The following is a 14,330-nucleotide window of genomic DNA, read 5'->3' on the forward strand; positions in this document are numbered from 1 at the left end:
CATCGTACCTATAAATCGTTTAGGACAACATTGGCTCTTTTCCATAATCTTTTCCATTGTTTTTTGTTTTTCAGATGTTCGGTTTATTTTACGGCTTTCTTTGTACCGTTTACGATGTAGATGCCTTTGGAAAGGCCTTCGAGAGCCTGACCTAACTTCACATTCTCGCGTACAAGTATGCCGTTGAGGTCGTACACGTTCACCAAGGCGTCTTCTGCCACGATTCCGTTGATGCCGGTTTCGATGCCCGGGAGAAGCAGAGCCACGATGTTGGCTTCGGCCACGTCGGCATTGATGTAGGCACGGTAAGGCTTGATGGTGGGTTCGCTGCCCGCGGCCACCTTGTAGAATCCTACTTTACCCTCTTGGTTCTGGAGTACGTAAGTGTTGGCAACGGCTTTTTGCTGTGTGAAGGTACCCGTCATCAGTCCGGCTGCATATTGGTCTTGCAGGGCCATACCGTAGTCGGAGAAGTCGTGAGTGTCCCCGTCCTTGCCTTTTACGATGTACGGCGTGTGTGCCTCGATGCTTTCAGCTTTCTCCAAGACCAATGCCGTGGATGTTCCTACCGGAACTTCTGTACCCGTGCAACTGTACACTTCGAAGCCTTCCGGGATTTCTGCGTCGAACGGCAGGATGAGTGTACACCAACCCGCAGCCGTGATGGACAAGGGCACGTTGGCTTTTTCCGCTTTCACGAGAGACAGGTCGGAAAGATTGTTCGTGGTGAAGAAGCCGTCATCGCTTGTACTTCCGATGTTGCTGCCATGGAGGGTATTTTTCAGTTTGTACACACTTTCACCAGCCAGGCTGATTTCGAACGGTAGTGCCTTTTCGGCTTCTTTCGTTGCGCGGATGCGATCATGCCGTGTGCTCACGTTGCCCCCGTCCATATATCCGGCTAAGGCTTGTGTACTAAAGTAGCGGGTGTTGCCCTCTTCGTCGATGAAGCTGATCGTGTATTGGTTCTTTTGTCCCTCCACCGGAGTAAACTTGAGAGCCTGAGCGTAGTTGGCATCCACGATGTGGTACCATTTCAGGTCATATTCTCCGTCTTCAGCCTTGGCTTCGTTGTAAACCGGAGACACGGCGTTGTTCTTATATCCGAAACCTTCCGAGATGTTGGCGATGCAGAAGAGTTCACCTTCCTTCGGGGCATTGAGTGTCGGGTTCTTCAAAGCTTGCATCGCTTCTTCCAGGGCCTTGGTGGCAGCTTCTATCTCATCGACTTTTTCTGATGATTCGTAGATGTCGTTAGCTTCTTCAAAGACTTTGTCGAATGCATCTATGGCCGTTTTCGGGATTTGGAAAGCTTCCGTGCCCACGTTGGTTTCGGTATCCATGCTGCCGGCTTCCTCTAATTTGGCATGGAGTGCTTCTTTGGCTTTGGCAGAAGCTTCTGCGTCGGTCAGTTTGGAGAGGTATTGCAGTTGGATGTTGGTGATTCCGGTCCAATTCGCATCTGTTGTGTTCAAGCCGACAGTCAGTTTGCCTTCGTCCACGATGACATCTTCTATCGTAGGATTCGTGAACAAGGCAGTACTATTGTCCATTTTTGCTTCCTTGTCGTTGGCCGTGAAACTGGTGTTTCCATTAACCGTAGTGAAGGCGTATGCTGAAACCTTGTAGTGTCCGTTGGGGAGCTCGTTGCGTGTATAGGCGATAGTGGCCGTGTAGTTTTTGCCGTCCCAAGCTTCCATGAATCCGGTCTTCTGCAAGTTACCGTTGTTCTTTTCTGCAGATTCTTTGTACTGGAAGTTATAGATGTTACCTCCGGTTACGTTTTTGGTCCATCCGTTGGCAGAGTTATTAGCCTCGTTCATGAGGAATGTGTAGTCGAAAGGATAACCCTCTTCCGGTGCCGCATTCAGTATGTAAGTTTCACATGCTACCTGCAAGGTCTGGGTGGCATCTTGGATGGCTTCAGTCTTGGTGGCCGCATCTAAGGCAGCCTGGGCATCGGTCATGGCCTTTTGGAATGCCTGTTTTACGTTTTCTTCTGCGCTTGAGTGGCTGGCATAGCCTTGGCAGGTTGCCATGAGGGTTTTGAATGCTTCGGTTGCCGGTGCTGTTTCTTCTGCCAACGCAATGGCTTGGGTCAGTGCGGCGATAGCTTTGTTCAGCACGTCTTCCGAATCGCTGTTTTGGGCATCATTTCCTTGGGTGATGGCTGCATTTACGATGGCTGCAATGCCTTTGGGGCAGTTCTCCACGTATGCCTTAGCCTCCTCTATCTTTTCTTTCAGTGTGGCTTGCAGTTGTTCTATACTGGCAGCTCCCAAGTATTGCAATTTGAAGTTCTTGAAAGACACCCAGTTGAAATTGGCATTGGCCACTTTTATACCGAAAGTCAGTACACCGTCTGTTCCTACCGTGCCTTTCACTGTGTATGTGCCGTAAACACCGTTAGTACAAGGCTCTCCGTTGCAAGCATTCGTGCTACCTTCGTTGGCATAAAGTGTGGCTCCGGATGGGGTATCTCCTCCGGCTTCGTTCAGTACACGAATCAAGCCGCTTACTTCGTAAATACCCGGTATCAGATGGCTGACTGTATGGCTGATGGTGGCGTTTGCAGCCTTGTTTTCTTTTCCTACGTGGTCTTGGATGAAAGGAGTCGTCATGCCGCTTCCGTCATCTTCACCTTCTGTAGACCAAGTGTTGACTTGGAATGTGTTTCCTCCTTCGATATGCCAACCACCGAGGGCATAATAGTTGGAAGTAGTAATCAGCCCGCTCACATCCATGGGCTTGTTTTCGCTTACGTTCTCTATTTGATAGAGGCGCAGGTTGTCCCAAGCGATGTCCGAACGTCCGTTGTTTCTCATATTCTGTACAAGAGAAATGGTTACGATGGTGGGTTCCGTCACGGTGAACATCGTGCCTAATTCATTCCATGCTGCGTTGACCATATAGGCATCGCTCTTCGGATTAGAATCCCCATTTGCCATGGAATAAGCCCGTCTGACGGCAGGATTTTCACCCAAAAGGTTCGAGGCGGCATCGTTTACTTTGATACCGATGGTCGTACCGTTAGTGTTCGCATTGTTGTTGTTGGAATAGTCTGCCGCTTTATAGTCGATGACGGCATAATAAGTTCCGGCAGGCAATTCTTTCGAAGTGGTGGTTTTCAATTCAGAGTCCTTGTTGCCCCAACCTTGGCGGTTAAAGTAATAATAGGTGCCTTCTGTCGGTTTAATTTTGCGTGAGCCCTCGGCGGGGAAACCTGTGGAAGAACCGCTTGCCTCGCTTTCCACTTGATAATCACTCATTGTCGCGACTTCCCATCCTTGCAGACCGTTTTCCAACTTTGTTTTTACCGCCACCTCAGTTGTTCCGTCCGCAGCTTTTAAAGTCTCAAAAGACGGATTGACGAGATACTCTTTAGTGACATCAGTCTGGGCTTGTGCGATGCCCAATGCAGAGCAGAAAGCCAATGCACTTAGTACTTGTTTTTTCATTTGATTTAGAAATTAGTTAATGTTTTATATGAAACTCTCTATAGGTATTCGTTTTAGGTTGTGATGAGGCTGTTTTTCCGGCGTGTTTTTCAGTCGCTCTCTTAGGGAGAGATAAACCGTCTGTGTTAATATGTTTATATATAATGAATTATAAAGAAGAGAGTATTGTATCATCAAACATTGTGTACGCAAACGAAAACAAAATTATGAGGAGAAATACGAAAAAAATGTCCCGATTTATTGCTTATATCATTGTAAATCCATACATTTGCAGCGGTGACACTTAAATTCTTGCCAATATCGGTTTATCTCTCCCTAAGAGATAAACCGTTTTCATCTCTGCTTGAAAATATTTAGCCATGTAGGGGCATGTTCACGAAATGAAATGTCTTCTTTCGGCTATTGAATACCGTTTTAGAGAGTAGGCGATAAGTCCGGGATTTATAAATTGACAGAATGTTAAAGAGGCAGGTGCGAGATTCGCGTATTTGTGGACAAGGTGGAGGGGAGCGCGGAAAACACGAGTATTTCGGGGGCGGGGTATTGACATTCGGGACGGTTTCGGTCATAATGGCTTACAAGGCACGGGGCAGTATGCGGTACACGGTTTACAAAACGGACTCTCAAGTTAGTGCAGCGGGGAAAACGCTTACTTTTTGATTCCGGTTTTAACGTTTCGGGAATGGAGCAACGGGAAAGAAAAAGCCGTTTTCGACAGGCCGGACAGACACTTTCAGAGCGTTTTCAGGGCAAAAAACAGGGACTGAGAAATCGTTCGCCGCAGATTAGAATTTCTCTTTCAGCCTAACGAAAAACTATTCGGCTGAGAAAAATCGGGAAAATGGGGTAGAAATGATCCCATATGGCAGTTCCGTCAATTCCTTTTTAAGGAATACCGTTTTAAATAGTCCATTCCATCTGTCTTTGCCGTGCGGATAAAACATCTGAAAACTATCATTTTGCACGGCGTTACGGGAATGTATAATCAAAATGAATGTTTAAGCATCCGTTGGGGTGAAGGCAAAAAGGTGCGGATGACTGCCCTATGGTGCAGGGCAACCATCCGCGTGGAACGTCCGTTTGCGGGAAAATCCCGGACGGGGGTTAGCAATACATATTCACGATGGCCTCGTAGAGTTCCTGCTTGCCGCTGGTCTGGGCCGGTTCGCCTTGGGTCTTGGCGTATGTCACTACGTCTTCGAGCGAAAGCTTACCTTCTTCGAACTCCTTGCCCTTGCCGGTATCGAAGCTGGCATAACGGTCGGCTACCATTTGTTTGATGGGTGATTTCTCCAACAGTTCGGCGGCGTTCTCCAAGGCACGTGCCATGGCATCCATACCGGCGATGTGGGCGATGAAGATGTCTTCCAAGTCGGTAGAGTTACGACGGGTCTTGGCGTCGAAGTTCGTACCGCCGTTGCCGAAGCCGCCGTTGCGGATGATTTGCATCATGGCTTGGATAAGTTCGTAATTGTCGATAGGGAACTGGTCGGTATCCCATCCGTTCTGGTAGTCACCACGGTTGGCGTCAATGGAACCCAACATGCCTGCGTCTACGGCGCACGCCAGTTCGTGTTCGAACGTGTGCCCGGCCAATGTGGCATGGTTCACCTCGATGTTCACCTTGAAGTCCTTCTCCAAGCCGTGTGCACGCAAGAAACCGATAACCGTTTCCGTGTCCACATCGTACTGGTGCTTGGTCGGTTCCATCGGTTTCGGCTCGATGAGGAACGTGCCTTTGAAGCCTTTGGCACGGGCGTAGTCGCGGGCGGCCTTCAGCATCTGTGCCAGATGTTCCTTTTCACGCTTCATGTCGGTATTCAGCAAGCTCATGTAGCCTTCGCGTCCGCCCCAGAACACGTAGTTGCTTCCGCCCAGTTCGATGGTGGCGTCGATGGCATTCTTGATTTGTACGGCTGCGCGTGCCACCACGTTGAAATCCGGGTTGGTGGCTGCACCGTTCATATAGCGTTCGTGTCCGAATACGTTGGCCGTACCCCAAAGGTTCTTGATGCCCGTAGCCTGCATCTTTTCCTTGATATAAGCCACGATGGCCTTCATGTTGGCTTCATATTCCTCGATGGAATTGCCTTCGGAGATGAGGTCCACGTCGTGGAAGCAGAAATATTCGATACCCAGTTTCTCCATGATTTCAAAACCGGCGTCAGCCTTCTGTTTGGCAACGGTCAGGGCATCGGCACCCTGGTTCCAGGGGAACGTCTTCGTGCCGCCACCGAATTGGTCGCCGCCTTCTGCGCAAAGGGTGTGCCACCAAGCCATGGCAAATTTCAACCAGTCTTTCATCTTCTTACCCATGATGACCTTTTCGGCATCATAATAGCGGTATGCCAATGGGTTTTTGCTCTCTTTTCCTTCGAATTTAATCTTTCCGATACCCGGAAAATACTCTTTCTGTGCCATAATTTTCTTCGTTTAAAATAAGGTTTATGAAAATAATTTTGAATTTAATGGATTTGTTCGATGCTTTGGAGTACGTTTAACCAACGTTGGTAAGCCTCTTCGTAGGCTGGTTGCAAGGCGGTATCCGGCTCGATGACCTTCAGCCGTTCGAGCGAGGAGAACGCCTCGCGGTTGTCTTTGTAGATGCCTGCGCCTATGCCCGCTCCTTTGGCCGCACCTACGGAGCCGTCTGTCTCATACAGCTCGATGACGGCACCCGTCACTCCTGCCAATGTGTTGCGGAAGAGGGGACTGAGGAACATGTTGGCTTGTCCGGCGTGGATTTTGTTCACATCCATGCCCATGCCTTTCATCACGTCGATGCCGTAGCGGAAAGAGAAGACAATGCCTTCCTGGGCGGCGCGCACGATGTGGTTGCGGCCATGGATATTGAAATTGATGCCATGCACGGCGCAGCCCGTTTCCTTGTTTTGCATGACACGCTCGGCTCCGTTGCCGAAAGGAATGATGCTGAGGCCTTCGCTGCCCACGGGCACGCTCTCGGCCATGCGGTTCATCTCTTCGTAGCTGCATCCTTCGGGTACGACATTGCGGCGCACCCATGAATTCAGGATACCGGTGCCGTTGATGCAAAGCAATACGCCGAGGCGCGTCTGTTCCGTAGCGGGGAATGCCGCACGGTTGTAAGTCCCTGCGGCGTGGTTGACGTGGGCGAAAGTGTTGACACGCGAGAGCGGGTCGTAATTCACCATTCCGTTCACGCCATATACTACGCCCGAAGTGCCGGCCGTAGAAGCGATTTCACCGGGATTGAACACGTTGAGCGAAAGGGCATTGTTTGGTTGGTCGCCCGCACGGTAAGTCACGGGTATGCCGGACTTGATGCCTAACTCTTCGGCTACGGTCTCCGTCACTCGTCCCTGTTCGCTGAAGGTGGGACGTATTTCGGGAATCAGGTCCATGCTGAAGCCGTAGTATTCCATCAGCTCCTTGCAGATGCAGTTGTGCTTGAAGTCCCAGAACATGCCTTCCGAGAGTCCGGAGACGGTGGTGCACGCCGTACCCGTCAGCCTCATGGCAATGTAGTCGCCGGGCAGCATGACCTTGTCTATTTTCTCATATACCTCCGGTTCGTGTTCCTTCACCCATGCCAGTTTGCTGGCGGTGAAGTTGCCCGGTGAGTTCAGCAGGTGGCTCAGGCAAAAGTCTGCGCCCAACGTTTCCATGGCTTTTTGCCCGTAGGGAACAGCCCGGGAGTCGCACCAAATGATGGCCGGGCGTAGGGCTTTTTGTGTGCGGTCTACGCATACCAAGCCGTGCATCTGGTAACTGATACCGATGGCGGCCAACCCTTCTTTCAGGGCAGATACCGGCCGGCCGGCCTTTTCGGCGGCAGCGGCCATGGCTTCGGCCGTGGCACTTTTCAGGTAGTTCCACCACGATTCGGGTTCTTGTTCCGCCCACCCGGCCTTCAGGCTCAGGATGGGAGCTTCCTGCTTGGGGTAAAAGGCTGTGCTCAACGTCTTTCCGGTTTGCGCGTCCACCACACAAGCCTTGACCGAAGAGCTGCCTATGTCATATCCTATCAAATACATAACAACAGATGTGTTTTTGTTTAACGGTATTGTTGATAGGTGCAAATATAAGTGAGTTTTCCCGTCGGCGGTTCGTCCGGAGGTTAAAAAAATCTTGTGTCGGGACGGGAAAAGCGGTTTTTCTGATTTATATCAGATTTATAGGCTTCGGGCGTTTTGTACTTGAATGAAAAAACCGTATCTTCGTCATACGGATTGTAAAGATGCAGAGCTGGATATGGAAAAGGGTTTGACCGCAGACAAGATACCGTCTTTTGCCACATTGTCCGACGAGGAACGCCGGGCGTTGTCGGATATTCTGGTCGTGCAGAAAGTCCGGAAGAAACAGATGGTAGTGAAAGACGGGCAGGTATGTCATTACATGTTTTATGTGTGCAAAGGATTGTTGCGCCAGTTCTATTTCAAAAACGGGCGTGAAATCACGGAGCATTTCACTTGCGAGGGCAACATCGCCTATTGTATAGAAAGCATTTTCAAGAACAAACCGTCGCACTTGATGATGGAAGCATTGGAAAACAGCGAGTTGTGCCTTATACCGTACGCCGGTCTGGTGGAGCTTTCCTTATTATATAAAGGTATAGCCGAATGGTTGCGTCATTTTCTGGAAAACAATCTGATTCTGCATCAGGTGAAAGCCGATTCATGGCGTTTCGAATCGGCCCGCGAACGCTACGAACGCTTTTTGAGAGAATTCCCTACGGTGGCAGGCAGGGCCTCGGTCAACGACATGGCGTCTTACCTGCTGATGACTCCCGAGTCGTTGAGCCGGGTACGTTCGGCGGTGTCGAATGTGGCAGGGAAGAAATCGGGTTATATTCAAAAAATAGAAGAAGAATGAAAAGAACATTTGAAGAGGCGTTGGAGCATCGCCGTAGTTATTACTCCATAGGAAGCAGTTCGCCCGTGTCGGACGAAGAGCTCATACGTGTGGTCCGTCAGGCTGTGAAACACGTTCCGTCGGCATTCAACTCACAATCGACGAGAATCGTGTTGTTGTTGGGCGACGAGCACAAAAAACTTTGGGATATCGTGAAAGATACCTTGAAAGCGCGTATTCCGGCCGAGGCTTTTGTCAAGACGGAGGCTAAGATTGACGGTTGTTTTGCGAGTGGCCACGGCACGGTGTTATATTTTGAAGACATGTCTGTGGTAAGAGGGTTGCAGGATGCTTTTCCTTCTTACAAGGATAATTTTCCGACGTGGGCCCAACATACTTCTGCAATGCACCAGTTTGCCATTTGGGCGATGTTGGAAGAACGGGGATTGGGAGCTTCCCTTCAACATTATAATCCTTTGATAGACGAGGAAGTCCGCCGTACATGGGAGTTGCCTGAAGATTGGATGCTGATAGCGGAAATGCCTTTCGGGGTCCCGACCGGTGAACCGGGAGACAAGGATTTTGGAGACGTGGACAATCGCATGAAGGTTTTCCGCTGAGGAAATATAAATTAAAAACCGATAAGGTTCTACAGAATCTTATCGGTTTTCTAATTTCTCTTTAAGGGGGCAAAACGTTTTTGAGTGGTTTATTTAATAATAGCCGTTTGCGGATTACGTACTCCTTTGGCTTCCGTGAGGAAAGCTTTGGCGCTTCCGAAACGTAAGTACATGTCCAGGCGTACGGGCAAGTGGTTCTTGTCGTCGGTGATGTAGAATGTGACCACTTCTTTTTCCTTGCCGTCTTCGTACTCCACAAATGAGAATACGAGGCAGCGGTATTTGGTTTTACTTTCTTCCATTTTGAAATTCTTTTTCCCACGGTAGATGAGTGTTTGTTCTTCCACCTTACCACCGTCGGCCATAGGGAATTTGATTTTCTGTCCTACTTTGTAGTCGGAGGCATCGAATGAGCGTGCCCGGAGCATCATGCTGAGCATGTCGTAGACGCATACGTTGCTTTTCTGGTCGTTCAGACGGATTTCGTCTTTGTGGGTTTTGAAGCGTTGCTTGATGTGATTCTTGCCGTCGGGGTAACTGTACCATGCTTCGTCTACTGTGTAGCGGTCGCCTTCTAATGCTCCTTTACGGTAGTAAAAAGGAACCAGCTCGTCATTGACAATACTGACCAAGGTGTCGCGTAGTACAAAGAGTTTATCTGCCATTTTATTACCTTTTGTGATGAGATGGCAGCGATAAGCTTCTTGGTCTTGGTAGTTTGTGTTTTTAATGCTCATATTGGCTGTTCCGACAGTCACCCAAATGAATTTCCAGTTGAAATATAATTTGTATGAAAGGTCCTCTCCCGCAGAGAATGCGTTATTCTCTGCGGTGCATTGTGCGCTGGCCGGAAGTGCTATGATTCCCATCAAAGAGAATAGTAGCCATAGTATGGTTGTTTTTTTCATTGTTTCCTATTTTTATCTGTTTCGTTCTCTTTCAGCTTCACGTAGTTTGGCCGTTTTGTCTGCATCCGGTTTTTGTTTGGTGATGGCTTCCGGCTTCTGTTTATTCAATGGAATGCCTTTCACGTCCCAGTCTTGTTCTACTTCCCAACGGGCTCTTAGCGTCAAAGGCTTGGGGAAGTAGAAAACTTCTTCCGGCTGACGGTTTGCGGTATAGTCTCCGGTGGTCCATTTTCCGTCGTTGTTTCGGTCTATGAAAAGGCGCAGGTAGTATTCGCCCGGTTTCAGATAGAAGAAGTCTGCCCGGTTGTTTACGGCTTTGGCGCTTCGTACTACCTTGTCGCTGTTGTCCATGAGTTGTACGATAGCGGCAGTGTCTGGCAGGATAAGACGGATGAACAGCGAGCTGAATTCTTCTTCCGGAGTGACGGGGATTTCTTTTTTTATGGCTGTACTGACTTTTCCCAAAACACTCGTTACTGCGTTGCTGTCCGCCTCGAACTTGTATTTGTCTCCAGGGTGCCACTCTGCGTACAGCATATAGCTGCGCATGTCTCCTTCCACTGGAAGAAAGAGGTAAGGCTCTTCAAGCCATAAACTGTCTTTTTGTTTATAGAAATGCAGTGCGGTGGTGTCTATCCCGGCTATCGGCTCGGCAAATGTGAACTTGATGTTTTGTGTAGGGGCAATACCGCCCGTCGGCTGCATTTTGTAAGTGAGGTCTTCACGTAAGAACGGATTGGGTTTGGCAACATACTTTTCCTTTTGACGACGTTTGGCCTTCTTTTGCTGGTCTTCCCACTCCTCGATTTTCTTTTGTCGTTCTTTGACCTGTTGCGTACGGGTAACCTTGGGTATCAAATCAAGCGTATCCGTGCGGTAAGTTAATTGTCCCAAAGTATCGGTATCCAGATAGGTCAGGCTAAAAGTGAGTGTATCTTTATTGGAAACCAAAGTATCCGTAATCCAATAGGTCAATGTGTCATTGTTTGAGGAACGTTCCAGTATCATATCTTCCGTGCCTTCGAAATTCAATCCTTTCAAAGTCGGCAGGGTGTCTGAAGGGCCGGTAAAATAGATGGTGAACATATCCGGAATGGGACGTTCTGTCTTTAAAAGATGTAAATCCTGATAGTCTTCCGTGAATCCCCGGAGAATGACATTGTCCGGATAGAAGTGGGTGTAAGGTATGGTCTTGATGGTGTCGATGTGCGTGCTATCTATCCAAACCGTGTCCTGACGCGTATCGGGAGCACATGTCGGTTCGATGATGACGGAATCGAAAGCAATCTTTTCGGCCTTTTGGCTGAAACGGAAATCTCCGTCCATATCCTGCAGACCGTAGATACGATATTTTCCCGGTGCGACGCCTTTGATGGTGAATTGCCCGCGGCTGTTGGTGCGGGACACGCGAGTGAAAGATTGTGTCGTAAAAGCACTGTCGGATAAATCGGCATACAATCCCACCAACATGCCTTTGATAGGCTCAAGGTTTTCGGCTTCCAACAATGTACCGGAGACTTCCATCGTATCGATTTCCGTACCGGTGGAGAAAGCGTATGTAAAGTTACCCATGGGATTTCCCTCATTATTGTCTACGATGGCATCGGAGAAGTCTACCGTATAAGTCGTGTTTTCTTTAAGGCTGTCGTTCAGGGTGATGTGTATCCTCTTCCCCGAAGTCCTGATTTCCGGCATTTCTTTTTGGGGAGGAGAGACCACAACCTTTTCCGAAGCATTCTCAAGCACGATAAACTCGTCGAATGTGAGCGTCAGTTTCTTATCCCGGTTGTTTACCGACATATTGGCCGGTTGGCACCTGACAACCTTGGGAGGGGTGAAGTCACGTGGGCCTCCGTCCGGGCTTCCGATGCTGGCGCAAGCGGCCAGAATGAGGATGCAGAGGAGAGCGATGAGGGGGTATGGTGTGAGTCTTTTTTGCATATTACGCTTCTTTTGAGTTTTTAAAAATCTTCCAGTTTTGCGGAATCATTCATGGATAACATTTCGTCGATGTATGTGCGTGTATTGCTCAGGCGCGGAATCTTATGCTGTCCTCCCAATTTGCCTTTGGATTTCAGCCAGTCATCGAAGAGATGCTTACGCGCCGGGATAATTTCCAGATGCTGTAGCGTGATGTCCTTGTAACGTTTGGCCTCATAGTCGGAGTTGATTTCTTGTAATTTCAAATCCAGAATGTGTGCAAAGTCAGTGAGCGATTCCGGTTCTTTCGCAAATTCTATCAGCCATTGGTGTCGGCATTTACCGTGGGCATCCATATAAACGGGGGCTGCCGTATATTCCCGTATTTGCGCACTGGTGGCTTCGCAAGCAGCTTTCAATCCATTTTCGGCATTGTCTACGATCAGTTCTTCACCGAAAGCGTTGATAAAGAATTTTGTACGTCCGGTGATGATGAACTTATAAGGGTTCTTCTGCGTGAATTTCACGGTATCGCCAATCATGTACCTCCATAGACCGGCCGAAGTGCTGATGACCACGGCATAGTTCTTGCCGGTTTCAACTCCCCATAACGGTACAACGTTCGGAGTTTCGCGGTCGATTTCGTCCATCGGGATGAACTCATAGAAGATACCGTAATCAATCATCAAGAGCATGGCACGGTCCTGTAAATCCGTTTGCAGTCCGAAGAATCCCTCGCTGGCATTGTAGGTTTCCATGTAGTGCATGCCGGGTTGCGTGATGAGTTGCCGGTATTGTTCACGGTAAGGCGTGAAAGATACACCTCCATGAAAGAATACTTCAATGCCCGGCCATACGTCCTCCAGATGGGTTTTGCCGGAAATGTCCATGACGCGAGTCAATACGGACAACATCCACGACGGAACACCACTCAGGTTCGTTACGTTTTCTCTGATGGCAGCCCGGGCTATCTTTTCACGTTTCTCTTCGAAGTCTCCTAATAATGCGATTTCTTTGGAGGGAATACGGAAATGGTTGACAAACGGACTGACGTTTTCGATTAATATGGCACTTAGGTCTCCCACCAGGCTATGGGGGAGATTGTAATTGGGCGAATGGCTGCCTCCAAGTATTAATGCCTTGCCGTCGAACATCCTGCTCCGGGGATTCTGGCCCAGGTATAAGGCTACGGCATCCGTTCCGCCACGGTAATGTGTATCTTGCAGGCATTCTTTACTGACCGGAATAAATTTACTTTTGTCATTGGTCGTTCCGGATGATTTGGCATACCACCGAACCTTTCCGCTCCATAACACATCTTTTTCTCCCCGTCGCATACGGTCGATGTAGCCTTTGAGTTCTTCGTAAGTGTTTATCGGAGAGGTTTTCGTAAATGAGTTGTAGTCATTGACTTGTGCAAATCCATGTGTCTGTCCCCATTCCGTATGAATAGTTTGACGGATAAGTTTTTGAAGAACTTTTGATTGCAGTTCTTCCGTTTGGTTTTCATATTTGGATATGCTTTTTCGTCTGCCTGAAAGAAAGCAGTTGACTAACTTCGTCTTATTCATGTCGTATTTCCGCAGGAATCATTTTATTCTTCTGCAAAAATAATTTAAAGTTATCAGAATAACGAACTTTATACAGATTTTAATGGACTGTGTGTCGCTATCTATGTCCTTATGTTCAGCCTGCATTATCTTCGGCCAACCATACTGAACTCGGGGGATTCCGTGACAGAGACCTGAAGCTTCGGGGAAGCAACTACCGTTATGGTCTGCTGTTCGTTGTCTTGTATGCTCATTTCGGATAAAGCCTCTTTTTGTCTTTTGTTGGACAGGATTCTTTCGACCAGTTTGGGGGATTTCCTCAATAGTGCCAGCGTGTCTTTTGCAGCCAATTGCTGGCTCTCTTTTTTAGAATAGCCTCTTCCTTTGCAGCATGTTACTCCTTCGATTGTGATTTGGGTGGTAAAGACGGGCGTACTGCTTCCTTCCCGTGCCTGGTCTATCAGGTCGAAGGTGATTTCAACTCGCCTCTTTTGTCCCCATTCGATCAATTTGCTTTTGAAATTGACTTCTTTATAGGCCAGTTTGTCGATATTGATTAACTGGGTCATGATACGTTTGCCAATAAAACGCATGCAATAGGAATATCCCCGATCCAAATAAATCGCACCGACCATGGCCTCAAAAGCATTGCCGCACATATAACTGTTGTGAGTGGAAGAATGTGTGGATGAAATGATAAGTTTATCCAAACCGATCTCCACAGCCAATCTGTTCAATGTTTCACGTTGTACGATTTTACTGCGGGTGTTAGTGAGAAAACCTTCACGTTTACCTTTGAAGTGGCGGAAGACAATGTCCCCCACGACGGCGTCCAAAATGGCGTCGCCCAAAAATTCCAGCCGTTCGTTATTAATCCAACTTCCTTGCTTTTTTATGGATGAGGACTTATGATGCAAAGCCTGTTCGTAATATTGGATATGGTGCGGGTAGAATCCTAATATCTTATAAAAAGAAGAATAAAGCTCCTTATCTTTTCTGAAAGGGAGCTTTATTCTTTCTATGATATCTTTGGGATACACA

Annotated in this window: 9 protein-coding genes; 2 read left to right on the top strand and 7 right to left on the bottom strand. The window is 48.3% G+C overall.

Annotated elements, in window-relative coordinates; all coding sequences use genetic code 11:
- Positions 1 to 83 precede the first annotated feature (83 nt).
- The 3 genes from HMPREF9441_RS03380 to HMPREF9441_RS03395 form a co-directional block, all read right to left on the bottom strand.
- Positions 84 to 3,458, bottom strand: coding sequence for a hypothetical protein (locus HMPREF9441_RS03380; protein WP_008618024.1), 3,375 nt, complete (start codon positions 3,456 to 3,458; stop codon positions 84 to 86).
- A 1,104-nt stretch (positions 3,459 to 4,562) separates the two neighbouring features.
- Positions 4,563 to 5,879 carry a xylose isomerase gene (gene xylA / locus HMPREF9441_RS03390; protein WP_008618038.1) on the bottom strand — a complete coding sequence of 439 codons (1,317 nt, stop codon included), beginning with the start codon at positions 5,877 to 5,879 and terminating at the stop codon, positions 4,563 to 4,565.
- Positions 5,880 to 5,923: 44 nt separating this feature from the next.
- Complete coding sequence (locus tag HMPREF9441_RS03395) at positions 5,924 to 7,474, bottom strand: xylulokinase (protein ID WP_008618049.1); 1,551 nt, start codon at positions 7,472 to 7,474, stop codon at positions 5,924 to 5,926.
- Between the two features lie 217 nt (positions 7,475 to 7,691).
- On the opposite strand from HMPREF9441_RS03395, the gene HMPREF9441_RS03400 reads away from it, so the two are divergent.
- Both HMPREF9441_RS03400 and HMPREF9441_RS03405 read left to right on the top strand, forming a co-directional pair.
- Positions 7,692 to 8,312, top strand: coding sequence for a Crp/Fnr family transcriptional regulator (locus tag HMPREF9441_RS03400; RefSeq protein ID WP_230315552.1), 621 nt, complete (start codon positions 7,692 to 7,694; stop codon positions 8,310 to 8,312).
- Positions 8,309 to 8,911, top strand: a complete 603-nt coding sequence (locus tag HMPREF9441_RS03405; RefSeq protein ID WP_008618054.1) for a nitroreductase family protein — start codon at positions 8,309 to 8,311, stop codon at positions 8,909 to 8,911. Before HMPREF9441_RS03400 ends, HMPREF9441_RS03405 begins: the two co-directional genes overlap by 4 nt.
- Positions 8,912 to 9,000: 89 nt before the next feature.
- On the opposite strand, the gene HMPREF9441_RS03410 is transcribed toward HMPREF9441_RS03405, so the two are convergent.
- From HMPREF9441_RS03410 to rnc, 4 genes are all read right to left on the bottom strand, one after another.
- Positions 9,001 to 9,819: a DUF3108 domain-containing protein gene (locus HMPREF9441_RS03410; RefSeq protein WP_008618056.1), complete on the bottom strand. Its 819-nt coding sequence runs from the start codon at positions 9,817 to 9,819 to the stop codon at positions 9,001 to 9,003.
- Between the two features lie 12 nt (positions 9,820 to 9,831).
- Complete coding sequence (locus tag HMPREF9441_RS03415; protein ID WP_008618057.1) at positions 9,832 to 11,760, bottom strand: Ig-like domain-containing protein; 1,929 nt, start codon at positions 11,758 to 11,760, stop codon at positions 9,832 to 9,834.
- Between the two features lie 20 nt (positions 11,761 to 11,780).
- Complete coding sequence (locus HMPREF9441_RS03420) at positions 11,781 to 13,310, bottom strand: GH3 auxin-responsive promoter family protein (protein ID WP_008618059.1); 1,530 nt, start codon at positions 13,308 to 13,310, stop codon at positions 11,781 to 11,783.
- 125 nt (positions 13,311 to 13,435) lie between these two features.
- A complete protein-coding gene (gene rnc / locus HMPREF9441_RS03425) occupies positions 13,436 to 14,329 on the bottom strand; it encodes a ribonuclease III (RefSeq protein WP_008618060.1) in 894 nt (297 codons plus the stop codon).
- Position 14,330: the final 1 nt, after the last annotated feature.

This window comes from Paraprevotella clara YIT 11840 (assembly GCF_000233955.1).
Taxonomy (GTDB): domain Bacteria; phylum Bacteroidota; class Bacteroidia; order Bacteroidales; family Bacteroidaceae; genus Paraprevotella; species Paraprevotella clara.